Annotated in this window: 22 protein-coding genes and 1 riboswitch; of the genes, 15 read left to right on the plus strand and 7 right to left on the minus strand. The window is 55.5% G+C overall.

Features of this window, described 5'->3' with window-relative positions; translation table 11 throughout:
* Nucleotides 1-51: 51 nt before the first annotated feature.
* The 8 genes from HV107_RS22400 (at nucleotide 52) to atzF (ending at nucleotide 10,577) form a co-directional block, all read left to right on the plus strand.
* A complete protein-coding gene (locus tag HV107_RS22400) occupies nucleotides 52-642 on the plus strand; it encodes a hypothetical protein (RefSeq protein ID WP_182060902.1) in 591 nt (196 codons plus the stop codon).
* Between the two features lie 199 nt (nucleotides 643-841).
* Nucleotides 842-940, plus strand: a riboswitch (guanidine-I (ykkC/yxkD leader).
* A 56-nt stretch (nucleotides 941-996) separates the two neighbouring features.
* Nucleotides 997-2,055 (plus strand): putative urea ABC transporter substrate-binding protein, encoded by a 1,059-nt coding sequence (locus tag HV107_RS22405; RefSeq protein WP_182060903.1) that lies wholly within the window; start codon nucleotides 997-999, stop codon nucleotides 2,053-2,055.
* Between the two features lie 18 nt (nucleotides 2,056-2,073).
* On the plus strand, nucleotides 2,074-2,889 hold the full coding sequence (locus HV107_RS22410; protein WP_182060904.1) for an ABC transporter permease: 816 nt from the start codon (nucleotides 2,074-2,076) through the stop codon (nucleotides 2,887-2,889).
* The gene (locus HV107_RS22415; RefSeq protein WP_182060905.1) at nucleotides 2,886-3,662 is read left to right on the plus strand and encodes an ABC transporter ATP-binding protein; all 777 of its coding nucleotides are present in this window, start codon (nucleotides 2,886-2,888) and stop codon (nucleotides 3,660-3,662) included. Before HV107_RS22410 ends, HV107_RS22415 begins: the two co-directional genes overlap by 4 nt.
* Nucleotides 3,663-3,666: 4 nt before the next feature.
* Nucleotides 3,667-4,380 (plus strand): urea amidolyase associated protein UAAP1, encoded by a 714-nt coding sequence (locus HV107_RS22420; protein WP_182060906.1) that lies wholly within the window; start codon nucleotides 3,667-3,669, stop codon nucleotides 4,378-4,380.
* Between the two features lie 10 nt (nucleotides 4,381-4,390).
* Nucleotides 4,391-5,023, plus strand: a complete 633-nt coding sequence (locus tag HV107_RS22425; protein WP_182060907.1) for an urea amidolyase associated protein UAAP2 — start codon at nucleotides 4,391-4,393, stop codon at nucleotides 5,021-5,023.
* A 152-nt stretch (nucleotides 5,024-5,175) separates the two neighbouring features.
* Nucleotides 5,176-8,778 (plus strand): urea carboxylase, encoded by a 3,603-nt coding sequence (gene uca, locus HV107_RS22430; RefSeq protein WP_182060908.1) that lies wholly within the window; start codon nucleotides 5,176-5,178, stop codon nucleotides 8,776-8,778.
* A complete protein-coding gene (gene atzF / locus HV107_RS22435) occupies nucleotides 8,775-10,577 on the plus strand; it encodes an allophanate hydrolase (RefSeq protein WP_182060909.1) in 1,803 nt (600 codons plus the stop codon). The genes uca and atzF overlap by 4 nt, the downstream gene beginning before the upstream one ends.
* A 43-nt stretch (nucleotides 10,578-10,620) precedes the next feature.
* Here atzF and dmsD read toward each other — a convergent pair whose 3' ends face one another.
* The 5 genes from dmsD to HV107_RS22460 form a co-directional block, all read right to left on the minus strand.
* Entirely contained in the window at nucleotides 10,621-11,235 is a 615-nt protein-coding gene (gene dmsD, locus HV107_RS22440; RefSeq protein ID WP_182060910.1) for a Tat proofreading chaperone DmsD, read from the minus strand.
* Between the two features lie 44 nt (nucleotides 11,236-11,279).
* Complete coding sequence (locus HV107_RS22445; RefSeq protein ID WP_182060911.1) at nucleotides 11,280-12,134, minus strand: dimethyl sulfoxide reductase anchor subunit family protein; 855 nt, start codon at nucleotides 12,132-12,134, stop codon at nucleotides 11,280-11,282.
* Between the two features lies 1 nt (nucleotide 12,135).
* Nucleotides 12,136-12,753 carry a DMSO/selenate family reductase complex B subunit gene (locus tag HV107_RS22450; protein WP_182060912.1) on the minus strand — a complete coding sequence of 206 codons (618 nt, stop codon included), beginning with the start codon at nucleotides 12,751-12,753 and terminating at the stop codon, nucleotides 12,136-12,138.
* Between the two features lie 10 nt (nucleotides 12,754-12,763).
* Nucleotides 12,764-15,202 (minus strand): selenate/tellurate reductase subunit YnfE, encoded by a 2,439-nt coding sequence (gene ynfE / locus HV107_RS22455; protein WP_182060913.1) that lies wholly within the window; start codon nucleotides 15,200-15,202, stop codon nucleotides 12,764-12,766.
* 144 nt (nucleotides 15,203-15,346) lie between these two features.
* The gene (locus HV107_RS22460; protein WP_182060914.1) at nucleotides 15,347-15,640 is read right to left on the minus strand and encodes a DUF1161 domain-containing protein; all 294 of its coding nucleotides are present in this window, start codon (nucleotides 15,638-15,640) and stop codon (nucleotides 15,347-15,349) included.
* Between the two features lie 74 nt (nucleotides 15,641-15,714).
* On the opposite strand from HV107_RS22460, the gene HV107_RS22465 reads away from it, so the two are divergent.
* On the plus strand, nucleotides 15,715-16,461 hold the full coding sequence (locus HV107_RS22465; RefSeq protein ID WP_395678269.1) for a YnfC family lipoprotein: 747 nt from the start codon (nucleotides 15,715-15,717) through the stop codon (nucleotides 16,459-16,461).
* Between the two features lie 20 nt (nucleotides 16,462-16,481).
* Here HV107_RS22465 and speG read toward each other — a convergent pair whose 3' ends face one another.
* Together speG and HV107_RS22475 are read right to left on the minus strand one after the other, a co-directional pair.
* The gene (gene speG, locus HV107_RS22470; protein WP_182060916.1) at nucleotides 16,482-17,042 is read right to left on the minus strand and encodes a spermidine N1-acetyltransferase; all 561 of its coding nucleotides are present in this window, start codon (nucleotides 17,040-17,042) and stop codon (nucleotides 16,482-16,484) included.
* A gap of 15 nt (nucleotides 17,043-17,057) precedes the next feature.
* Nucleotides 17,058-17,396 (minus strand): DUF1283 family protein, encoded by a 339-nt coding sequence (locus tag HV107_RS22475; RefSeq protein ID WP_182060917.1) that lies wholly within the window; start codon nucleotides 17,394-17,396, stop codon nucleotides 17,058-17,060.
* 152 nt (nucleotides 17,397-17,548) lie between these two features.
* Between HV107_RS22475 and HV107_RS22480 the strand changes: the two genes are divergently transcribed.
* The 6 genes from HV107_RS22480 (at nucleotide 17,549) to HV107_RS22505 (ending at nucleotide 25,106) form a co-directional block, all read left to right on the plus strand.
* Nucleotides 17,549-17,875, plus strand: a complete 327-nt coding sequence (locus tag HV107_RS22480; RefSeq protein WP_041162057.1) for a YnfA family protein — start codon at nucleotides 17,549-17,551, stop codon at nucleotides 17,873-17,875.
* A 111-nt stretch (nucleotides 17,876-17,986) separates the two neighbouring features.
* Entirely contained in the window at nucleotides 17,987-19,201 is a 1,215-nt protein-coding gene (gene rspA, locus HV107_RS22485; protein WP_182060918.1) for a starvation-sensing protein RspA, read from the plus strand.
* A 14-nt stretch (nucleotides 19,202-19,215) separates the two neighbouring features.
* On the plus strand, nucleotides 19,216-20,235 hold the full coding sequence (locus tag HV107_RS22490) for a Zn-dependent oxidoreductase (protein ID WP_182060919.1): 1,020 nt from the start codon (nucleotides 19,216-19,218) through the stop codon (nucleotides 20,233-20,235).
* 73 nt (nucleotides 20,236-20,308) lie between these two features.
* A complete protein-coding gene (locus HV107_RS22495) occupies nucleotides 20,309-21,685 on the plus strand; it encodes an MFS transporter (RefSeq protein WP_182060920.1) in 1,377 nt (458 codons plus the stop codon).
* Between the two features lie 183 nt (nucleotides 21,686-21,868).
* A complete protein-coding gene (locus HV107_RS22500; protein WP_259349656.1) occupies nucleotides 21,869-23,425 on the plus strand; it encodes an MFS transporter in 1,557 nt (518 codons plus the stop codon).
* Between the two features lie 217 nt (nucleotides 23,426-23,642).
* On the plus strand, nucleotides 23,643-25,106 hold the full coding sequence (locus HV107_RS22505; protein WP_182060921.1) for a mannitol dehydrogenase family protein: 1,464 nt from the start codon (nucleotides 23,643-23,645) through the stop codon (nucleotides 25,104-25,106).
* Nucleotides 25,107-25,122: the final 16 nt, after the last annotated feature.

Raw genomic sequence — 25,122 nt, forward strand, 5'->3', positions numbered from 1 at the left:
GGTGGCGTATCTGTTAATCTGGCTGGGCTCATCGGATGACCAGGAAGAGACATGCTAAACCCAGGATTCATTACCCGCAAAGCGCTTGCTGAATGGCAGAATGCGCCTGTCTTTTTACCTCAGTTTCAGTTCCATGAAAAACATCGTACGGTCATACGCACCACGTCCCCTGAAAATATTCTGCCGTTCATCGCAACATTTGACGTCCAGCAAGACGCCGTTATCCGCAAGTTAATGTCGTTGCGGCAATTTCCGCAGAAATTTCTGCACAACCAGCGAGCTCATGCGACCAGCAGCTTTGGGTTGCACAGTTTTACCCTTTTGAAAAGTTCTGCAACCGAGCTCTGCTATGGTTTAAGAGGGCAATTCTGGCGTGTCGATTTCGGTCTGGAAGATGTGCCGGATGCCAGCGCTTTTCAGGCGCCGATCGTTCCGGGTAGTGCAAAGCTCTTACTGCGCTATCAGGTATCGGAACTGACGACAGACCAGCATGAACTGTGTACGGAAACGTTCATCTATTGTCCGGACAGAACGACTCAGCTAAAAATGGCTGCCTACTGGCTCACAATACGGGCAGGAAGCGGCTGGATCCGCAAACGGATGTTAGAGGCGGTTAAGTCAAATCTTGAAGGCCTGAGATGAGGTACTGACGGGGATCTATCCCCGAAAGTCGATTTTTCAACGATCAAACGCCCCACCACAGTGCACCAGCCCCGCGTACCCTCACCAAAACGGTGAATTTCAACCAGTGCCAATATTCAACTCACTAATAAACAACATAAAAATTTCTGGCACACCCTTTGCAAACTCTTTCACTGAAGGGCAGCTCCACACAATTTGAACAATAGCTGGCTAGGGTTCCGGTTCACTACGGTGAATGGCTGGTCCAAGAGCTGGCGACCTCTGAGAGGTTACACGGCGGGACAAAAACCCGGGAGACAGCAGCACCAACGGTGTCGCGCTGCCCCCTAATTTTGTGCCACTCAGAGGTCAAGCATGAAGAAAACGCCATTACTCCGCTCTCTTGTACTGTCGCTGGCGATGCTGGTCAGTCTCCCCACGTTTGCTGCTGTTAAAAAAGAATTCAACGTTTGCTGGACCATCTACGCCGGGTGGATGCCCTGGGGCACCATCAGCAGTAGCAAAATCATCGATAAATGGGCCAGTAAATACGGCATCAAAATCAATGTCGTTCAGCTCAACGACTACATCGAATCTATCAACCAGTACACCGCAGGCCAGTTTGATGGCTGCACAATGACCAACATGGACGCGCTGACCATTCCGGCGGCGGGCGGGGTTGATACCACTGCGCTTATCCTCGGCAGCTACTCGGAAGGCAATGACGGCGTAGTCATGAAAGGTGAGGGCAAAACCCTCAAGGACCTGAAAGGGATGAAGGTCTACCTGCCGGAATTGTCCGTTTCCCACTACCTGCTGGTGCGCGGCCTGGAAAAAGCCGGGCTGGCCGAGAAAGATGTCACCGTGGTGAACACCTCTGATGCGGATATCGTCTCGGCATTTGGCACAGCAAGCGTGCAGGCAGCCGTAGCCTGGAACCCGCAGCTTTCCGTTATCAAAGGCACTCCGAAAACCACCGAAGTCTTTAGCTCCTCTCAGGTACCAGGCGAGCTCATCGACATGATGGTTGTTAACACTGAAACCCTGAAAGACAACCCGGCGCTGGGTAAAGCGCTGACCGGCGCATGGTACGAAATGATGGGGCTGATGAAAGCGCAGGACGCAAACGCCCTGAATGCGATGGCCGCCGCCTCGGGAACCGATCTGGCGGGTTATCAGGCGCAGCTGAAAACGACGCACCTGTTCTACACCCCGCAGGACAACATCGCCTTTGTCACCTCGCAAGACCTGGCGAAAACCATGCAGCGCGTGGCGTCATTCTCCTTCGAGAAAGGGCTGCTGGGCGATGGGGCGCAGAGTGCTGATTTTATCGGCATGAGCTTCCCTGGCAATGTCACCCAGGGTGATGCGAATAACGTGAAACTGCGCTTTGACGACAGCTTCGTGAAAATGGCCGCTGCCGGCAAGCTGTGATAACTGACGGAGTTCGCCATGCGACAAATTAACCGCCATCCCACCTCTGGCATGAGGCTGATGCTTGTGATGTTGCCTTTTGTCCTGCTGCTGGCCGCCTACTTTTTTGGCTCCGCAGTGCGGCTGGAAGCCAACCCGCAGGACAAACTTTTGCCCGGCCTGCAACAGATGCTGGATGCACTTTCACGGATGGCGTTTAGCCCGGATAAACGCAGCGGTGAGTACCTGTTCTGGGTGGACACCCTGGTGAGCCTTGCCCGTCTGCTTACCGGGCTGGCGATTGCGTCGCTGATTGGCCTGTGCATTGGCGTCGCCGCCGGTGTATTCCCGCTGTGGCGGGCCTCGCTGTCACCGCTGATGACGGTGTTGTCGATGATCCCACCGCTGGCGATTTTACCGGTGCTGTTTATCGTGTTCGGGCTGGACGAGCTATCAAAAGTGATGCTGATTGTCATCGGCATCACCCCGATGCTGGCCCGTGACCTTGAACATCGTGCCTGTGAAATCCCGCCGGAGATCCTGATCAAGGCCCAGACTCTGGGAGCAAACAGCTGGACGCTGGTGCTGCGGGTGGTGCTGCCGCAGCTGCTGTCCCGCCTCTTAACCTCGCTGCGTTTGCTGCTGGGCTCGGCGTGGCTGTTCCTGATTTCAGCAGAGGCTATCTCGTCAACCGCCGGGCTTGGCTACCGTATTTTCCTCGTGCGCCGCTATATGGCCATGGACGTCATCATCCCCTATGTCTTGTGGATCACGCTGCTGGCATGGCTGATGGATCTGGCGCTGCGCAAGCTTCACAAGACCTGTTTCCCGTGGGCGGAAGGAGGAAAAGCATGAGTTTTATCACCATCAACAATATCTGGCAGGAATACGGCGAACACGTGGTGCTGGAGAACCTGAATTTAACGGTGAAAGAGGGCGAGTTCTGCTCGATGGTCGGGGCGTCTGGCTGCGGGAAATCGACATTCTTACGCCTGTTGCTTGGGCAAGAATCTCCAAGCCGGGGCTCCATCACTCTGGATGGCAACGTGCTGGCCGCTGAACCCGACAGCAGCCGTGGCGTGGTGTTTCAGCGTTACTCCGTTTTCCCGCACCTCAGCGTGCTGGATAACGTTGCCATCGGTCTTGAGTTGCCGCAATCACCGCTGTTCGGGCGGCTGTTCGGCGCGAAAAAACGCGCAGCGCGGGAACGGGCCGCGCAGATGCTGGAAAAAGTCGGCCTTGGTCACGCGTTGCACAAATACCCCGCGCAACTTTCCGGCGGGATGCAGCAGCGTCTGGCTATTGCCCAGGCGTTCATTATGCAGCCGCGCGTGTTGTTGCTTGATGAACCTTTCGGTGCGCTCGACCCGGGAATTCGTAAAGACATGCACGCCTTGCTGCTGCAACTGTGGGGTGAAACCCGCATGACGGTCTTTATGGTCACGCACGATCTTTCTGAAGGCTTCAATCTTGGCACCCGTTTGCTGGTGTTCGACAAAGTGCGCATTGATCCGCAGGCGCCTAATGCCTATGGCGCGCGCATTACTTACGACATACCGCTCAACGAGACGCGCCTTTCAGCGCTGAGCGGTACCGCACAAGATAACGTTTACGCATTAAGGGGTTAATCCTGTGAATACAACAACATTACGCGAAGAGATCCTCCCCGGCGGCGGCCATCTCTCTTTTATCCTCAAGCGCGGGCAGATCCTGCGCATGACAGACACCGACGGTGGCGCAAACGTCAGCCTGATGATGCTCAACGCCCACCAGAAAAGTGAACGTCTGAACCTGCCGGATACCCTGAAAGGCCAGCACACCGCACGCCTGACGGCGGGGCACTGCTTTTATTCCGATATGGGCCGCGTGCTGGCGGGGATCACCGCCGATACCTGCGGCTGGCATGATCCGTTTGGCGGCGTGCTCAACGCGGTCGAAGTAGCCGAAAAATACGGCCAGGGACGTTACCAGGAATTACGTAACGGCTACTTCCGTAACGGCGCGGATAACCTGCTGGTGGAGATGGGCAAGTGGGATCTCAACCTGGAAGACCTGCTGATGGTGGTGAACTTCTTCAGCAAAGTGTCGGTGGATAACAACGGCCAGTTCAGCTTCCACAGCGGTCATTCTCAGCCCGGCAGTTATGTCGAACTGTTTGCGCCGATGGACGTGCTGGTGGTGATGACGGCGTTGCAGCATCCGATGGACCCTTCCACCGAGTATGCGCCGCGCCCGGTAGCGCTAAGCTGGCGACAGGCGCAGGACGAAGAGGCGGCCATTAACGCGCTGCTCACGCGCCCGGAAAATGGCCGCGCCTTCACCAACACTCAACTTTTTGCCCTGTAAGGAGCCGCAAATGACCGTTGCCAGCGAAAAACACGCCCAACACGCCAGCTTCCGCCATGTGATCCCGGCGGGCGAACCTTACCTGTTCGAAGTGAAAAAAGGGCAGACCCTGCGCCTGCTTGACCTGGAAGGTAACCAGGCCGTCGACACGCTGTTTTATAACGCCGATAGCCCGCGCGAACGCTACGATGCCCAGCGCACACTGCGCCGCCAGAATAATGCCTACCTCACCACCGGCAGCGTACTGTACTCCAACCTTGGTAACCCGCTGCTGACTATCGTTGCCGATACCTGCGGACGCCACGATACCCTCGGGGGGGCCTGCGCTCAGGAAAGTAACACCGTGCGTTATTCCCTCGATAAACGCCATATGCACAGCTGTCGCGATAATTTCCTTTGCGCCTGTCTGCATGATGGTCGCCTGCAAAAGCGCGATATTGGTGCCAACATCAACTTCTTTATGAACGTGCCGGTTACGCCGCAGGGGGGATTAACCTTCGAAGACGGTATTTCCGCGCCGGGGAAATACGTTGAGCTGCGTGCGGAGTGCAACGTTATTGTGCTGATTTCCAACTGCCCGCAGCTCAACAACCCCTGCAACGGCTGGAACCCAACGCCTGCCGAGGTGCTGGTATGGAACTGACACCAGGGCGCTGGCAGCGTCTGCGAAAGATGATTTATCGCCTGTTTGAAGTACGCGCCGGACGCATCCTGCCGTAACTGCTTTTTCCCCATGGACGACCATGCGGCGAGCCGATTTTCGGCGGGACGACCCGCCCCGATTGAGTCTTAACTATGTTTACTAAACTCTTGATCGCTAACCGCGGGGCCATTGCCTGCCGCATTCTTCGTACGCTGCGCACCATGAATGTGGGCGGTGTGGCAGTCTATTCTGAAGCCGATATCAGCAGCCTGCATATTCGTGAAGCCGATGAGGCCCTGAGTCTGGGCGAGGGCCCGGCGGCGAATACGTATCTGGTCACCGATAAAATTATCGCGGCGGCGAAAGCCAGCGGCGCACAGGCTATTCATCCGGGCTACGGGTTTCTCTCGGAAAATGCCGCCTTTGCCGAAGCCTGTGAAGCCGCAGGGATCGCCTTTGTCGGCCCTACGCCGGAACAGCTTCGTCTGTTTGGCCTGAAACACACTGCCCGCGCACTGGCGAAAGCGCATGGCGTACCGATGCTGGAAGGCACGGAACTGCTGGCGGATGTTGGCGAAGCGCTTCAGGCCGCTGATACCGTGGGCTACCCGGTGATGCTAAAAAGCACGGCCGGGGGCGGCGGTATCGGGATGCGCGTGTGCTATTCCGCCGCCGAACTCAGCGAGGCATTTGATGCCGTGGTGCGCCTGGGCAAAAACAACTTTAGCGATGCGGGCGTGTTTATTGAGAAGTACATCGAGCGGGCTCGCCATCTCGAAGTGCAGCTGTTTGGTGACGGCAAGGGCGAGGTGATTGCCCTGGGTGTGCGGGACTGTTCGGTACAGCGCCGTAACCAGAAAGTGCTGGAAGAAACCCCCGCGCCCAACCTGCCTGCAGGCATGGAAAGCGCATTGTGCGAGGCGGCCATTAAGCTTGGTAAAGCGGTGAATTACCGCAGCGCGGGCACGGTCGAGTTCGTCTACGACAGCGATGCCGCACGTTTTTATTTCCTCGAAGTGAATACCCGTTTGCAGGTCGAGCACGGCGTAACGGAGCAGGTTTGGGGCGTCGACCTGGTGCGCTGGATGATTACGCTTGCCGCAGGGGAGATGCCATCGCTTGCTGCGCTGCGCGAAAGCCTCACCGCCAGTGGGCACGCCATTCAGGCGCGTGTGTATGCTGAAGATCCCGGTCGTCAGTTTCAGCCTTCGCCCGGCCTGCTGACCGAAGTGGTCTTCCCGGAAGATGACCGCGCCACGTTGCGTATCGACCGTTGGGTGGAATCTGGTTGTGAGGTACCGCCGTTTTTTGACCCGATGCTGGCGAAGATTATTGCGTGGCAAGCGACAAGGGATGAGGCCATTCGCGCGCTGCACGCGGCACTGGGTGAAACGCGGCTCTACGGCGTGGAGACGAACCGCAGTTACCTCCGACAGATTTTAACCTTCACTCCATTTGCCAGCGGCGAACCCTGGACGCGTTGCCTGGAAGGACTGACTTACCAGGCTTCCACCCTGGAGGTGCTTAGCGCCGGGACACAAACCACGGTTCAGGATTATCCGGGACGCGTGGGGTACTGGGCCGTAGGCGTGCCGCCCTCCGGGCCAATGGACAGCCGTGCCTTGCGCCTGGGTAACCGCCTGCTCGGTAACGACAAGAGCGCTGCGGCGCTGGAAATCACCCTCAGCGGCCCCACGCTGAAATTCAACTGCGACGCGCAGCTGGCCGTCACCGGGGCTGAAATAGACCTGACGCTGGACGGCGAACCACTGGCAAACAACGCCGTCTTTACGGTACGCGCCGGGATGACGCTGCGCATGGGGGATATTCGCGGTGATGGCGTGCGCAGTTATCTTTGCCTGCGCGGCGGGTTTAACGTGCCGGATTATCTGGGCAGCAAAAGTACCTTCACCCTGGGCCAGTTTGGCGGGCACGCCGGGCGCGCACTGCGTACCGGGGATGTACTGCACCTTACGCCGCTCACCTCTGCGGGCAGTGAGGCCGTTTTACCCCTGGCGCTGTGCACCACGTTTGCGCCCGTGCGTGAACTGCGGGTGATTTACGGGCCGCACGGCGCACCGGAATATTTTACTCCGGGCTATGTGGCAACCTTTTTCGCGACTGAGTGGGAAGTGCATTTCAACTCCAGCCGCACCGGGGTGCGGCTGATTGGCCCGAAACCAGAGTGGGTGCGTGAAAGCGGTGGCGAAGCGGGGCTGCATCCGTCGAACATTCACGATAACCCGTACGCCATTGGCGCTGTTGATTTTACGGGTGACATGCCGGTGATCCTCGGCCCGGATGGCCCGAGTCTGGGGGGATTTGTGTGCCCGGTCACCATCATCGAAGCCGATTTACACGCTGTCGGACAGCTGAAAGCCGGCGATAAGGTGCGCTTTGTGCCCGTGGATATTGCCACTGCACGGCGGCTGGCGCGGGCGCAGGAGGCACAAATCAACAACCTGCATCCGCAGGATGTGGCGTGGCAACCGTCAGAGCTCTCGTCACCCATAGTTCTTGAGCAGGGTCATGCGGACAAACGTCTGGTGGCGCGGCTGTCCGGCGATACGCACCTGCTGCTGGAGATTGGCGAGCCGGAGCTGGATCTGGTGCTGCGTTTTCGCGCCCATGCGCTGATGCAGGCTCTGGAAAGTCGCGCGCTTGACGGGGTTATCGATCTGACGCCAGGTATTCGCTCGTTGCAGGTTCACTATCAGCCGGAAGCGCTGAGCCTGGCGAGCCTGCTGGATGTGGTTGCCGGTTTGTGGCAAAGCGTCTGCGAGCGCGAGGATCTGGATGTGCCTTCGCGTATCGTCTGGCTGCCGCTGTCATGGGACGATCCTGCCTGCCAGAAGGCTATCGACAAATATATGACCACCGTGCGTCGTGATGCGCCATGGTGCCCGAGCAACCTGGAGTTTATTCGCCGTATCAACGATCTGGCGAATATCGACCAGGTCTACAAAACGGTGTTTGACGCCAGCTATCTGGTGATGGGGCTAGGGGATGTTTACCTCGGTGCGCCGGTGGCCACGCCGCTCGACCCGCGTCATCGTCTGGTGACCACCAAGTACAACCCGGCGCGTACCTGGACGGCGGAAAACTCGGTGGGTATCGGTGGGGCATATCTGTGTGTTTACGGGATGGAAGGACCTGGCGGGTATCAGTTTGTCGGGCGCACGTTGCAGATGTGGAATCGCTATCACGCGGTTGAGGACTTCGGCGGTAAGCCCTGGCTGCTGCGCTTCTTCGACCAGATCCGTTTCTATCCTGTCTCTGCCGACGAGCTGCTGACCATCCGGCGTGATTTCCCGCTGGGACGCTATCCGCTGCGCATCGAGCACACCACACTGAAGCTGGCGGAATATCAGCAGTTCCTTACCGATGAAGCCACGGAAATTGCCGCGTTTCGCACGCATCAGCAGGGGGCGTTTGACGCAGAGCGCGAACGCTGGATTGCCAACGGTCAGGCCCATTTCGACAGCAGTGATGTGCTGGTGGATGAAGGGGACGATGCACCGCTCAAACCCGGCCAGGAAGGGGTTGAAAGCCCGGTGTCTGGCAATCTGTGGCAAGTGAATGTTGAAGTCGGCAAGCCGGTACGGGAAGGTGATGTGCTGGTGGTGTTGGAATCCATGAAGATGGAGATCCCGCTGCTTGCCACACAGGACGGTGTGGTAAGCCAGGTGCGCGTGCAGCCGGGGTCATCGGTTCGCGCAGGGCAGTGTGTGGTCGTTCTGGAGAAAACAGCATGATGCATCCATTTGATTTACGTCTTGATGTTCTGGCTCAGGCCTACAGTGAAGGGCGTTTTACGCCGCGTGAAGTTATTACCACGCTGCGTGAGCGTGCGCTGGCGTTAAACCCGGAGTTTAACGCCTTTATTTATATCCTGACGTCAGCCGAGCTGGAGCCGTATCTCGCCGCGCTGGAAGGGGCTGATCCTGCATCGTTACCGCTGTATGGCATCCCCTTTGCCATCAAGGACAACATCGATCTGGCGAGGATTGAAACCACCGCGGCCTGCCCGGCGTTTTCCTACCGGGCGCAAGAGGATGCGACCATTGTTGCGCAGTTGATCGCGTTGGGTGCAGTACCGCTCGGAAAGACCAACCTTGACCAGTTTGCCACCGGGTTAAACGGCACCCGTTCACCGTATGGCCTGTGTCGTAATAGCGTTCATGCGGATTATCCGTCGGGTGGATCCAGTGCCGGGTCGTCCCTGGCAGTTGCCCTGGGAATGACGAGTTTCGCCCTTGGAACGGACACCGCGGGAAGCGGTCGCGTTCCAGCCTCGCTGAATAACCTGGTCGGGCTGAAAGCCACCAAAGGGTTAATCTCCACCGCTGGCGTGGTGCCGGCCTGCCGCACGCTGGACTGCGTGACCTTTTTTACCGCTACCGCCGCAGAAGCCAGCCGCCTGCTGGCACTGACGGCGGTACTTGACCCGCGTGATGATTACAGCCGCGCTAACCCATCCTGGAATGGTATTCAGGCCTTTGGCGCACCAGAGCCCGGGTTCCGCTTTGGGATCCCGGATACTCTGGAATTCCTGGGATGTGCCGAAAGTGAAGCGCTGTTTAATGCCGCTAAAGCACGCCTGATAGCGCTTGGCGGCGTACCGGAAATCATCGATTTCTCGCCGTTTCTGGCTGCGGCAAGACTGTTATACGACGGTCCGTGGGTGGCAGAGCGTTATCACGTGGCGGGTAAACTGATTGAGGAGCAACCAGATGCCGTGCTGCCGGTGATCCGCGATGTCCTGCAAAAGGCACCGTCAACGGATGCGGTGGCTGCGTTTGATGCCCAGTACAAATTGCAGCATTACAAAATGCAGTGTGATGCCATTATGGCAGGGGTTTCATGTGTATTAACGCCAACCTATCCACGGCCTGTGACCCTGGCGGAGCTGGCGGCAGAGCCGGTGAAACGCAATTCCGACCTTGGGGTATACACCAACTTTATGAACCTGCTCGACTACGCGGCGGTTGCGGTTCCGGCGGGCGTTATGGCGAATGGGTTGCCTTCTGGGGTGACGCTGTTTGGCCGCGCTTTTACAGACCAGTATTTGCTGAGCCTTGCCGATGCTTTACAACGCACTCAGCCGCTGGCTTTGCCTGGCGGGCGAGACATGCGCTCTGAAGCCCCGGCAACATGTGCAACCCACGACAAAATGGCCATTGTGGTTTGCGGCGCTCATCTTGACGGACTGGCGCTAAATAACCAGTTGCGTCAGCGTGGAGCCACCTTGCAGAAAGCCACCCGCAGTGCACCACATTACCGGCTGTATGCACTGGCAGATGGTAAACGGCCCGGCATGGTACGTACCCGGGAGCAGGGGGCAGCTATCGCGGTTGAGGTGTGGGACGTGCCGCACAGCGAAGTGGGATCGTTTCTGGCCGGTATTCCCGCGCCTTTGGGGTTAGGCAAAATCGAGCTGGAGGACGGGCGCTGGTTAACCGGGTTTATCTGCGAAGAGTATGGATTGCAGAACGCGCGGGACATTACGGAGTTTGGCGGGTGGCGCGCTTGGCTTGCCAGCAGTAAGCAATAAAAAGCTGAAAAGGGCAGCCAGTGGAAACACTGGCTGCGAGGGTTTAACGGTAAAGCGGTTTTTCCGCGACCGGGATCAGCAGGGTAGATTGCCAGTCAGCCAGCGTAAGCTGCGCCAGTTTTCCGAGGGCAACGTAGAAAGGGTGCCCGGCATTGTCGATAAACACCGAGAGGAAGCGGTGGCTCCACGGCAGAAGATGCCATGCCAGCAGTTGGTCGCATTGCGTATCACGCCCATTCTCCGCAAGCCAGGCTGCCAGCATCAGTAACGTGCCGATATGATCTTCTGGCTCGTTTTGTTGCATGTCGAAAGCTATCGCGTTTTCACGCATCCACTGGCGCAGGGCCAGGGTCGACTCACCGAATAAAACGGACTCACGATCCAGCCAGACGGAACCCCACGGCGGGGCCGGGAGTGCATAGGGGCCAATAAACAGGCGTTGCCAGGCCTCTGATAACGGCTCATCGGCAGGGGTTTTAAACGTCTGCGCGATACTAACCAGCGACTGATGGGCGTACGGCCAGTCCTGATACCAGTCGCTTGTGGTGAGCGCACTCACCAGCGGTGCAGCCTGTTCGCTGTCCGGGGCATACCCGAACAGTGCGCCCAGAACCCGGGCACTGAAAGCGAAAGACTCGCGTTGTGATAATTCAATCATTACGACATTCCTTGCGCGTGTGCGGGTTGCCCCGCACGCGTGTATTAACCGGCAATCGCCATACCTGCGGTCATGTGCAGGCCGTAAAACAGCCCGCGGCCAATCAGCTCACCGAATACCACCAGCACAATCCCGGCGAACAGGCCGAGCGTTTTTGGCTCCTGGCGGCGAATAAGCGGGCACAGCCAGCAACCTAATCCGGCTGTTACTAACAGGATACGCCAGATTTGCCATGTGCCATACTCCGGTAGCAGGGCACTGGCCTGCTGGACTGAGCTGTGGATCGTGGCTAATTCGTTACTTTGCAGCACAATCACACCCACGCTTGCCAGCAGTGCCAGGACGCTCAGCGTCGCGGCGGCAGAACCCTTAAAGGGTGCCCTGGCCACTCGTAGCAACAGTGCCGCAAACAGCGGGCCGCCAAGAACTAACGTCAGGAAAAACGCCAGCGTGGTGTAGCCGGTGTACCAGGTGGGGACGGTGTCTATCTGATATACACGGGTCATCGCCCAGACAAAAACCAGGCCAAGAAGCTGGCTCACCAGCAGCCAGATTTTGCCCAGCGCCGGGGGCATTTTACCGATAACAGACACCAGCCACCAGAACCCGCCAACGGCAAAAAACACCGAGCCGGCCGCGATTTCGTTACTGAGCGCGGAGGCGCCGACGCGGTTAAGCGAATTAAACGCGCGGATCGGGGAGCCCAGATGCAGCACCGAGGCGATAAAGCCAATCCCCATCACAACCCATAAAAAGAACATGCTGCGCACAATGCGCGCTTTTGCAACTGCGTCTTCCTCTTTGAACCAGGCAAATCCGCTGACAATTAACGCACCTGCCACGCACTGCCCAAAGACGGTGAAGATCACCAGCGGCCATTCATGCCATCCACTTCCCATCTCACACCTCCTTCGGATTTGCCAGGTAGCCGGTGGTATCCCCCGTCGGGCGGCTGTTGGCGTTAGGTTTAATCACAATGCTCGGCTTCGTGAAATGCGCAGACGGCAGGGGCGCTACTGCTGCAAGCTGGCCGTGCTTTTGGCGCAACTCTTCAATCGGGCCAAAGTCCAGCGCACGCAGCGGGCAGGATTCCACGCAAATCGGCTTTTTACCGTCGGCCACGCGGGTGTGGCAGCCGTCGCACTTGGTCATATGGCCTTTGGCGGCGTTGTACTGCGGCGCACCATACGGGCAGGCCATGTGGCAGTAGCGGCAGCCGATACAGACATCTTCATCCACCACCACAAAACCATCGTCACGCTTGTGCATCGCCCCGCTCGGACACACTTTGGTGCAGGCCGGATCTTCGCAGTGGTTGCAGGCAATCGACAGGTAGTAGGCAAACACGTTCTGATGCCAGACGCCGTTATCCTCCTGCCAGTCGCCACCGGCGTATTCGTAAATACGGCGGAAGCTGACATCCGGGGTTAAGTCTTTGTAATCCTTACAGGCCAGTTCGCAGGTCTTGCAACCGGTGCAGCGGCTGGAATCAATATAAAATCCATACTGGGTTGTCATCGGTTACTCCTTATACCTTCTCGATCTGCACCAGGTTGGTGTGTTGTGGGTTACCTTTCGCCAGCGGAGAAGGGCGGTGCGTGGTCAGCGTGTTGATGCAGGAGCCGTGGTCAACCCGATCGCCATTCATGTTGGCATCGTGCCAGGCACCCTGGCCCATGGCGCTCACGCCCGGCATGATGCGCGGCGTGACTTTCGCCGGAATACGCAGTTCCCCACGGCCATTGAAGACGCGCACAATATCGCCGTTTTTAATCCCGCGTTGCGCGGCATCGACCGGGTTCAGCCAGACTTCCTGGCGGCACGCCGCTTTCAGTACGTCGACGTTGCCGTAGCTTGAGTGGGTGCGGGCCTTAAAGTGGAAGCCAAACAGCTGCAGCGGGTAGGTGCTGCGTTCAGGTGCATCCCATCCGTCAAACGTGGAGGCATACACCGGCAGCGGGGTGATGGTTTCGTCTTTTTCCAGCTCCCAGGTCGAGGCGATTTTCGCAAGCGGGCTGGAGTAAATTTCAATCTTACCGGAAGGGGTTTTCAGCGGGTTCGCCGCAGGGTCATCGCGGAATTTCTTGTATGCGACAAAGTGCCCGGCAGGATCTTTGCGCTTATAAATACCCATTTTTTTCAGCTCATCATACGAAGGCAGTTTGGCGTCTTTTTCCAGCATTTTGGCGTACAGATACTGTAACCACTGCTCCTGAGTGCGCCCTTCAGTAAACTGCTGATAAATATCCGGGCCGAGTCGTTTAGCGACTTCACTCATGATCCAGTAGATCGGTTTGCGTTCGAACTTCGGTGCGGTAACCGGCTGGAGGAATATCAGGTAACCCATGTTACCGGCGTAGTCGTTAGGAATAATGTCTTCCTGCTCTACGGTCATCAGGTCTGGCAACACGATGTCGGCGTACTTCGCGGACGAGGTCATGAAGTTGTCGATCACGACGATCATTTCGCATTTGCTTTCGTCCTGCAAAATGTCGTGGGTTTTATTGATATCGGAATGCTGGTTGGTGATGGTGTTCCCGGCATAGTTCCAGATAAATTTAATCGGCACGTCGAGCTTATCTTTGCCACGCACGCCGTCGCGCAGCGCCGTCATTTCCGGGCCGCGCACAATGGCGTCCGTCCAGCTAAAGCAGGAGATTTGCGTTTTTACCGGGTTATCCGGCAGCGGCATACGTTCGATGGTGATGGTGTAGGTAGACTCACGCGCGCCGCTGTTGCCGCCGTTGATCCCTACGTTGCCGGTCAGAATTGGCAGCATGGCAATAGCGCGCGAGGTTTGTTCGCCGTTCGCCTGACGCTGCGGCCCCCAGCCCTGGCAGATATAGGCCGGTTTCGCTGAGCCGATTTCGCGGGCAAGCTTGATGATACGCTCCGCTGGAATACCCGTAATACGTGACGCCCATTCCGGCGTTTTGGCGGTGGCATCATCGCCCTGGCCGAGGATATACGCTTTGTAGTGGCCGTTGGCTGGCGCACCTTCCGGCAGCGTTTTCTCATCGTAGCCTACGCAGTATTTATCCAGGAACGGTTGATCAACCAGGTTTTCGTCAATCAATACCCAAGCAATCCCGGCGACCAGCGCGGCATCGGTGCCCGGGCGAATCGGTATCCATTCGTCTTCGCGTCCGGCGGCGGTGTCGGTATAGCGTGGATCGATAACGATCATGCGGGCATTGGAACGCTCGCGGGCCTGTTCCAGATAGTAAGTGATCCCGCCGCCGCTCATGCGCGTTTCCGCCGGGTTATTACCGAACATCACCACCAGTTTAGTGTTTTCGATATCGGAGGTGCTGTTGCCGTCGTTGCTGCCATAAGTGTAAGGCATTGCGCAGGCAATTTGTGCCGTACTGTAGGTGCCGTAATGGCTCAGGAAACCGCCGTAGCAGTTCATCAGACGCGCCACTAACGAGGCATAAGGGGAGGAGCGGGTGATGTTACCCCCGACAATGCCTGAGGAGTAGTTGATGTACACCGCTTCATTACCATACTTTTCCACCACGCCTTTCAGGCTGGCAGTGAGGGTATTCAGGGCTTCATCCCAGCTAATGCGCTCAAACTTGCCCTCGCCGCGTTTACCCACGCGTTTCATCGGGTAGTTAAGGCGATCCGGGTGGTTGATACGACGACGGATTGACCGTCCGCGAAGGCAGGCGCGAACCTGATGATTGCCGTATATATCGTCGCCGGTGTTATCGGTTTCCACCCAATACACTTCGTTATCGCGCACGTGCAGGCGCAGCGCACACCGGCTACCGCAGTTTACGGAGCAGGCTCCCCAGACCACTTTATCTTCAGCGGGAGACACGGCATCTTTCACCGCTGCGGCTGCGCTTTTCAAACCGAAAGGTAATGAAAGCCCACCGGCGGCAAGCGCCAGTGAGCCAATTGCGGTGGATTTAACCAGCGTTCGACGGCTAATCCCGCCGTGGATATCTGCCTCGGACATGACTCACTCCATCATTGTAGTGGGAATTATTTACGCCCGTTATTACAATCGGGCTAATGATGGGTGAGTTTTACTTATTTGAGGGTACTAAATATTAATCCTCATCAATTCAAAGGGTATTGTTGCAGCGATATTGGATAAAAATCACTGCGGTTCACCTTGCGTGCTGTCCTGAGTGCCCGCTGCCGCACCGTTTCCTGTGCGGATGTACAAAATTTTGAAGGTGTCGTTGGCACAATGCCCAACTACCTGCGCATCGGGCTGGTCGGCCTGATCGTTCGGCACGATGTTCAGCGTAAAGCCTGTTTCAGGCACGCCGTTGTTAATAATCTTCTGCTGGATGTCGCTTTTAATTCGCTCGCACGAATCCGGGGCAGCCAGAATGGCCGGGGAAACACTCATCAACAGCAGGGCGGTAATCCAGGGTAACCGTTTCATCTGTAGCTCCTTTTCTCTTCTCTGTATATAGAATGATTTTAGCAGGGTTCGCGTAAACATATGTATTTGCTAATATGATTGGGAATTATCTCCCTGTATCGGTAAATAATGTGAAGAAATACGCAGTGATGACGCTTCTGGCTACGGTGCTGGTGGGGTGCGATAACGCCTCTACGCCGTTGTCTTTTTCGCCGGAGATGGCCAGTTTCTCAAATGAGTTTGATTTTGATCCCCTTCGCGGGCCGGTAAAAGACTTTACCCAGACGTTGCTCAACGATAAGGGTGAAGTCTCGAAACGGGTAACGGGCACGGTATCAACAGAAGGGTGCTTTGATACGCTGGAATTACACGACCTGGAGGCCAATACCGGTGTCGCGCTGGTACTTGATGCCAACTACTATCTCGACGCGGAAACGCAGCAACGTAAGGTGAAATTGCAGGGCAAATGCCAGCTTGCGGAACTGCCTTCGGCAGGCGTGACCTGGGACACCGACGACAATGGGTTTGTGGTGGCCGCGCACGGAAAAGAGATGGAAGTGAAGTATCGCTATGATGCAGAAGGGTATCCGCTGGGTAAAACCACGGTATCCGGCGAGCAACATCTGTCTGTTCAGGCCACGCCGTCAAAAGATGTGCGTAAAAAACTGGACTACACGGCAATCAGCCTGCTAAACGACAAGCAGCTCGGGCACGTAAAACAGAGCTGCGATTACGATCGACATAACAACCCGGTCACCTGCCAATTGCTTATCACCGACGACAGCGTAAAACCGGCAGTTGAACGCAAGTACACCATCAAGAACAGCATTGATTACTATTGATGAAATGAAAACCGCGCAGGTTATTGCGCGGTTGGTTTTAGCAGGCTTGCAGAAGATGCTTTGTGTCCGGCCAGGTGTTGATGCTGGAAGATACACATGCGAATGGTGTTGCGGTACTCACCATTGATAAAGAACTCATGAATCAGCTCACCTTCCACCATAAAGCCCAGTTTGCGGTAGATATGGATCGCTTTTTCGTTCTCTTTATCGACGATGAGATACAGCTTATAGAGATTCAGGACGTTAAACCCATAATCCATCGCCAGCTTTGCCGCCCGTGACGCCAGGCCCTTACCCTGGTATTCCGGCGAAATAATTATCTGAAATTCCGCCCGACGGTGAACGTGGTTTATCTCAACCAGTTCGACCAGACCGGCTTTTTCGCCTTCACACTCCACTACAAAACGCCGCTCACTTTGGTCGTGAATGTGCTTATCGTAGAGATCTGACAGCTCGACAAACGCTTCGTAAGGCTCTTCAAACCAGTAGCGCATCACGCTGGCATTGTTATCGAGCTGATGGACGAAGCGCAGATCCTCGCGTTCCAGCGGACGAAGTTTAACGGCTAACATATCGGCCATACTGACTCCGTGACATCAGGGGGCAACAGTGCGGCCGGTACGGCGATCCAGGCAGCGCAGCGTGTTAGGTTCCCAGTAGGCATTGACGTTCGCGCTTTGCTGGCACTTATCACGCGCATCAAAAGCGACATCTTCTTTGTCCCACTCTTTTTCAGTCCGCTTGTTCACCTTTTGACGAAGGTTGCGGGTGTCATTCCATTGTTCTTTGTCCATAGCAGCGTTCTGGCGGCTTTGCGCGCTATCACCAGACTCGATGACCAGCTTGCTGGTTTCGGCTGATGCGGTGGCGGCGAAGGCGAACGTTGACAGCGCGAGTATCGCTGACAGACAAAGGCGTTTGCTTAATGTAGTCATCGCGTTTCCTTTTTAATGGGTGCAGATAAACGTTTTACCCAACCCGGATTCTACACCAATCCAAAAGGACGGCATACCCGTGCGGCAGGTATGGAAAAGTAAAGGAGATTATCGCGTATGATGTCTCAATCAATCCTCAAAAGATGTTCGATATGATTAAAACAACGCTGCTTTTTTTTGCCACCGCACTGTGTGAAATCATCGGTTGTTTCTTACCCTGGCTCTGGCTGAAAAAGGGGGCTTCGGTATTCCTGCTGGTTCCCGCCGGGATAGCGCTGGCACTTTTTGTCTGGCTGTTAACGCTGCATCCCGCCGCCAGTGGCCGGGTCTACGCGGCCTACGGTGGCGTATACGTTTGCACGGCGCTGCTCTGGCTTCGGGTTGTGGACGGTGTCAAACTGAGCCTGTACGACTGGGCTGGCGCGCTGGTTGCACTGTGCGGGATGCTGATCATCGTGGCAGGATGGGGGCGCACGTAGGTGCCCCAATTTTGTGATCGCTCGCTTATTTTGTGATCATTATACTTGTATGGTAGTAGTGTAGTTGAGTAAATTTCCTGCATCACAACGAGCGATGTAAGGAACTGGATTATGAAGATTGTCGGGGCTGAAGTATTTGTGACCTGTCCGGGGCGCAACTTTGTCACCCTTAAAATCACCACCGATGAGGGAATTGTCGGCCTGGGTGATGCCACGCTGAACGGGCGTGAGCTGTCCGTTGCCTCTTACCTGAAAGATCATCTCTGCCCGCAGCTGATTGGTCGCGATGCCCACCGAATCGAAGATATCTGGCAGTTCTTCTACAAAGGTGCCTACTGGCGTCGCGGGCCGGTAACCATGTCGGCGATTTCTGCCGTAGACATGGCGCTGTGGGACATCAAAGCGAAAGCCGCCAATATGCCGTTATACCAGCTGCTGGGTGGCGCATCCCGTGAAGGCGTGATGGTGTATTGCCATACCACGGGTCACACCATTGATGATGTGCTGGAAGACTATGCGCGTCACAAAGAGATGGGCTTCAAAGCCATTCGCGTCCAGTGCGGCGTACCGGGAATGAAAACCACTTACGGCATGTCTAAAGGAAAAGGGCTGGCCTATGAACCTGCCACCAAGGGCCACTGGCCGGAAGAGCAGTTGTGGTCAACGGAAAAATACCTCGATTTCACGCCGAAATTGTTTGATGCCGTGCGTAGCAAGTATGGCTTTAATGAACACCTGCTGCACGACATGCACCACCGCCTGACGCCAATTGAAGCGGCGCGTTTCGGCAAGAGCATCGAAGAATTCCGCATGTTCTGGATGGAAGATCCTACCCCTGCGGAAAACCAGGAGTGCTTCCGTCTGATTCGCCAGCACACCGTTACCCCGATTGCGGTGGGCGAAGTGTTCAACAGCATCTGGGATTGCAAACAGCTCATCGAAGAGCAGCTTATCGACTACATCCGTACCACCATCACCCATGCGGGTGGGATCACGGGGATGCGTCGTATTGCTGATTTCGCCTCGCTGTATCAGGTGCGCACTGGCTCGCATGGCCCGTCTGATTTGTCACCGATATGTCACGCGGCTGCACTGCACTTTGACCTGTGGGTGCCGAATTTTGGCGTGCAGGAATATATGGGCTATTCCGAGCAGATGCTGGAAGTCTTCCCACATAGCTGGAGCTTTGATAACGGCTATATGCACCCGGGTGACAAACCGGGGCTGGGCATCGAATTCGACGAAAAACTGGCGGCGAAATATCCGTACGATCCGGCCTACCTGCCGGTGGCTCGTCTTGAAGATGGCACGCTGTGGAACTGGTAAAACAGGAGCGAACAATGAAAAGTGTAGTGATTCAAAAACCGAATGAACTGGTGATTGAAGAGCGCCCGCTCCCGGTGCCCGCTGCCGGTGAAGTTCGCGTCAAAATCAAACTTGCCGGGATCTGCGGTTCAGACAGCCATATCTATCGCGGTCACAACCCCTTTGCCAAATATCCGCGTGTTATCGGCCATGAGTTCTTTGGCGTGATTGATGCCGTGGGCGAGGGGATTGATGCCTCCCGTGTTGGGCAGCGCGTGTCGGTTGATCCGGTTATTAGCTGCGGTCATTGTTATCAGTGCTCAGTCGGGAAACCAAACGTCTGTGCATCCCTTGTGGTGCTGGGCGTACACCGTGACGGTGGCTTCAGTGAGTACGCCGTGGTGCCGTCAAAAAACGCGTGGGTTATTCCCGATGCTATCCCCGATAAACATGCGGTAATGGTCGAACCTTTCACCATTGCGGCGAACGTGACCGGGCAGGCCAAACCCACAGAACAGGATGTGGCCCTGATATTCGGCGCGGGCCCGATGGGGCTTGTCACCGTGCAGGCGCTGAAAGGGGTTTACAAGGTGAAACAGGTCATCGTCGTCGACAGGATTGATGAACGCCTGGCGATGGCCGAACGTAGCGGCGCGGATTGGGTATTCAACAACGCCGAGCGCTCCGTGCAGTCCGTACTGGAAGAAAAAGGCGTCAAACCGACGCTGATTATTGATGCCGCGTGTCATCCATCCATTCTACAGGAGGCTATCACCCTGGCCGCACCGGCAGCCCGCATTGTGCTGATGGGCTTCTCCAGTGAACCGAGCCAGATTGTGCAGCAGGGTATTACCGGCAAAGAACTGTCGATTTTCTCGTCGCGCCTGAATGCACACAAATTCCCGGTCGTTATTGAGTGGCTGGAAAAAGGGCTTATCGACCCGGAAAAACTGGTTACTCATACCTTTGACTATCACCACGTAATAGACGCCATTGAACTGTTTGAGAAAGACCAGCGGCAGTGCTGCAAAGTCTTGCTCACATTCGACCAATAACAATAAGTGCGGTTAAGAGCCTGCACAGACAGGCTCTACGTGGTACGCATCTTACCTTTCAGAGATAGCCATTATGACTCAGACACAACCTCAAAGAACGACCTCGGATCTGGTGAAAGCCGCTGTTTCCGGCTGGCTTGGCACCGCGCTCGAGTTCATGGATTTTCAGCTTTATTCGCTGGGTGCTGCCCTTGTCTTCCATGAGATCTTTTTCCCGGAGCAATCCGCTGCGATGGCATTGATCCTGGCGATGGGAACCTATGGTGCAGGCTATATTGCGCGCATCGTCGGGGCGTTTATTTTCGGCAGAATGGGCGACAGAATCGGCCGCAAAAAAGTGCTGTTCATCACCATCACGATGATGGGGATCTGTACCACCCTGATTGGCGTATTACCCACCTACGCACAGATAGGCATCTTTGCCCCTGTTCTGCTCGTCACATTACGCATTATCCAGGGGCTTGGCGCCGGGGCAGAAATCTCTGGTGCGGGAACCATGCTTGCCGAATATGCACCGAAAGGTAAGCGCGGCATCATCTCTTCACTGGTGGCGATGGGGACCAACTGCGGAACGCTGAGCGCGACAGCCATCTGGGCGTTGATGTTCTTTGTCCTCGATCGTGAAGAGCTGGTGGCATGGGGCTGGCGTATTCCGTTCCTGGCAAGCGTGGTGGTGATGATATTTGCTATCTGGCTGCGAATGAACCTCAAAGAAAGCCCGGTCTTTGAGAAGGTCAGCGATCAAGACAGCGTGGAGCAGGTCCCTGAGCAGGAAACGACGCTGGGTGCGATGTTCAAAAGCAAATCGTTCTGGCTGGCAACCGGTCTGCGTTTTGGTCAGGCGGGTAACTCTGGACTGATTCAGACCTTCCTGGCGGGCTATCTGGTGCAGACGTTGCTGTTTAATAAGAGCATTCCAACCGATGCGCTGATGATAAGCTCCATTCTGGGGTTCATCACCATTCCGCTGCTGGGCTGGCTGTCTGACAAAATCGGGCGTCGTCTGCCTTACATTGTTCTTAACATCTCGGCCATCATCCTGGCGTACCCGATGCTGTCGATCATCGTCGACAAAACCTACACCCCGGGTGTGATCATGCTCTCGATCATTATTATCCACAACTTCGCCGTACTGGGGCTGTTCGCGCTGGAAAACATCACCATGGCGGAAATGTTCGGCTCGCGTAACCGCTTTACCCGCATGGCCATCTCGAAAGAGGCGGGCGGCCTGGTGGCGGTTGGGTTTGGTCCGGTGCTGGCGGGTATCTTCTGCAACATGACCGGCTCCTGGTGGCCTATTGTGGTGATGATGGTGGTGTACTCACTGATAGGCCTGTTGTCCGCAATTTTAATGCCGGAAGTGTGCGATCGGGATTTGAGCGCAGCCGAAGATGCCGCAGAGGCTAAAGCGTTAAACGTTAACGCGCATAAATACGGGGTGCAGCCATGAGTTTTATTCATAACCGATAATAGCAATTCAGCACCCATCACCCGGCGTTGGCTGGGTGATGGATTAAAAGGAGGTGTGCCAGATAATAACTATATGTTTTCCCGAATAATAATAAATATTTATCACAATAATGTCAGGGGCTATTTCGGTTTTTAAATGTTATTTATCTTGTGAGAATGGATCATGTCACGGAAAAACAGAAAAATAACCATTCCGGTTAGTATCGGATACGGCTTGACGGATATTATGGGTGGCGGTGCTTTTACCGTTATTGGCGCCTGGTTACTCTTTTTCTACACCACCTTTGTTGGCTTGTCCCCGGTAGAGGCGGCATCTATTGTGGCGATTGCGCGCATTGTCGATGCCATCGTCAGCCTCTTTATGGGCAGCTTTACCGACCACTTTTATAAACATTATTTTGGCAAGAAATTTGGCCGCCGACGCTTTTTCCTGTTAATCGGCGCTCCATTAATGCTGGTATATGCACTGCTCTGGCTTGATGGTATGAATTACGGCTTTTATCTTGCCGTATATTTAGCCTTCGAAATTATTGCGGCAATGGTTCTCATCCCGTGGGAAACCCTGCCATCAGAAATGACCAAAGACTTTAATTCACGTACCAAGCTATCGACCTGCCGAATGTTTTTATCGGCGTCCGGTACGTTTCTCGCCACCTTTATTCCAGGACTGCTCATCGGTTACTTTGGCGAAAAGAGTGCCCATGCGTACCTGATTAACGGGGTTATCTTTGCGGTGCTGTTTATGGTCTGCGTGTTCATTTCCTGGAAAGTCACCTGGGAACGCGAACTGACGCCAGAAATGAAAGCGAGTATAGATAAACGGGAACCACGTAAAACGCGGGTGGAACAACTGGCGGCCTTTTGCCAGCTTTTCAAGGATTATGGCTCCACTCTTAAGATCCGCGCGTTCAGAAAACATCTGGCTATCTATCTGCTCTCCTTCACCGGCAAAGATGTTTACAACACGGTGTTCGTCTTCTTTTGCGTTTACTGCCTGAATGTCTCTTCATCGCTGGCGGGAAGCTTGCTGTCGATGAGTATTGTCGGGCTGCCCGTTACGCTTCTTGCAGGTATCGGGATCATCAAATTTGGCCCGTCAAAACTCTATATCTTTGCGTATTCGCTGATGATGCTGTGTCTGGGCGGTTTCTTCGCGGTGTACCAAATCCCGGCGCTCAACACGGTGTCCACGCTGGTTATTCTGGCCGGGCTTTACCAGGTCGGGCGTTCGGTGCTGGAGTTCACGCCGTGGAATGTGTTCCCGTTCATTCCGGATATTGACGAAATGATCAGTCACCAGCGACGAGAAGGGCTTTTTGCCGCCGTCATGACTTTTGCCCGTAAAACGACCGTTGCAGTTGCGACCTTTATTGTCGGTTTACTGCTGCAAAATGGCGGTTTCGTGAAGGGGAGTCAAACCCAGCCGCCGGAAGCGATTCATACCATCGCCATGCTGTTGTTTATCGGCACGGCCGGGCTGTTGATCCTGGCCCTGTGGCAGGCACTGACGTTCCACCTTAACAAACGTACCCACAAGATTTTTGTTGATGAACTGGATCGTCTGAAAGCGAACGGCTCTGCACAGCAGGCCACGCCTGAAGCACGCCGGGTGGTGGAAGATCTGACAGGGTATTCCTGGGACACACTGTGTCTGGGGGAGAACGCCTGGTCGGGAAGCATTTCTCAAGGGACATTTTCCGCGAAGCAGAGTGGTTTATAGCTTTTGCCTTAGATGTCACACAACTTAATTTTTATATCACACCAATTAGACGAAAGTTAATGTAAATCAATATTCGGTCCAGCGCATTCAGTATGGTTATGGCTCATCCAAAATTATACACACTGCCATTCTAGTTGGTGTAGTCAGCAAGTCCGCAGCGGTGATGATGTTGCCGCTGCAGGGTTACATTTTTCATTTACGACAACGAGTCTCAATCATGGAAAACCGGTTATTAAAGGCGAAAGCTACGCTTCCTCAGTACGATCGCGACAGCCTTAAGACGCGCATTGTTCATTTAGGGTTTGGCGCATTCCACCGTGCGCACCAGGCGGTGTATACCGATATCCTTGCCGCTGAACAGGGTAGCGACTGGGGTTACTGCGAAGTAAACCTGATTGGTGGTGAGCAGCAAATTGCCGATCTCAAGGCTCAGGATAATCTCTACACCGTTGCCGAAATGTCTGCTGATGCGTGGACCTCTCGCGTGGTGGGCGTGGTGAACAAGGCGCTGCATGTTCAGATGGATGGCCTGGAAACCGTGCTGGCGGTGATGTGCGAACCCCAGGTCGCGATTGTGTCGCTCACCATTACGGAGAAAGGCTATTGCCACTCTCCGGCGACCGGACAATTGATGCTCGACAATCCGTTCATCGTTGCTGACCTGCAAAATCCTCACCAGCCAAAATCTGCGCCTGGCGTGATTGTCGAAGCGCTGGCACGCCGTAAAGCGGCAGGGGTACCGGCCTTTACGGTGATGTCCTGCGATAACATGCCTGAAAACGGCCATGTGATGCGCAATGTCACCTGTGCCTATGCCCGCGCGCTGGATAGCGAACTGGCGGAGTGGATTGAAGCGAACGTTACATTCCCGTCCACCATGGTGGATCGTATTGTTCCGGCAGTAACGGCTGAAACGCTGGATAAAATTGAGCAACTGACCGGCGTACGTGACCCGGCAGGTGTGGCCTGCGAACCGTTCCGTCAGTGGGTCATCGAAGACAACTTTGTTGCTGGTCGCCCGCAGTGGGAAAAAGCCGGCGCAGAACTGGTTGCAGACGTTATCCCGTTTGAAGAGATGAAGTTACGAATGCTGAACGGTAGCCACTCATTCCTGGCGTACCTGGGTTATCTGGCCGGTTATCAGCACATCAACGATTGCATGGAAGATGTCCACTATCGCCGTGCGGCGCACGCGCTAATGCTGAAAGAACAAGCGCCGACGTTAAAAGTGAAAGGGGTCGATCTGGCACATTATGCCGATCAGCTGATTGCACGTTACAGCAACCCGGCGTTGCGTCACCGTACCTGGCAAATTGCGATGGACGGCAGCCAGAAATTGCCTCAGCGGATGCTGGATTCCGTGCGCTGGCATCTGGTTCATCAGCGTAGCTTCCCTTTGCTGGCACTGGGTGTGGCAGGCTGGATGCGCTATGTCGGTGGTGTGGATGAGCAGGGTAACGCCATTGAGGTGAGCGATCCGCAGCTGGCGGTTATTCAGGCCGCAGTGAAAGGCAGTGCCGAAGGTGAAAGCCGGGTGAAAGCGCTGCTGGGCATTGACGCCATCTTCGGTAAGGAATTGCCGCAGGAGACTGTCTTTGTTGATGCGGTGATGAAAGCCTATCAGTCATTACTGGCGAACGGTGCGAAAGCCACGGTTGAAGCCTACGCCGGGCAGTTGTAATCCATCACATGCCGCC

Source organism: Enterobacter sp. RHBSTW-00175 (assembly GCF_013927005.1).
Lineage (GTDB): Bacteria > Pseudomonadota > Gammaproteobacteria > Enterobacterales > Enterobacteriaceae > Enterobacter.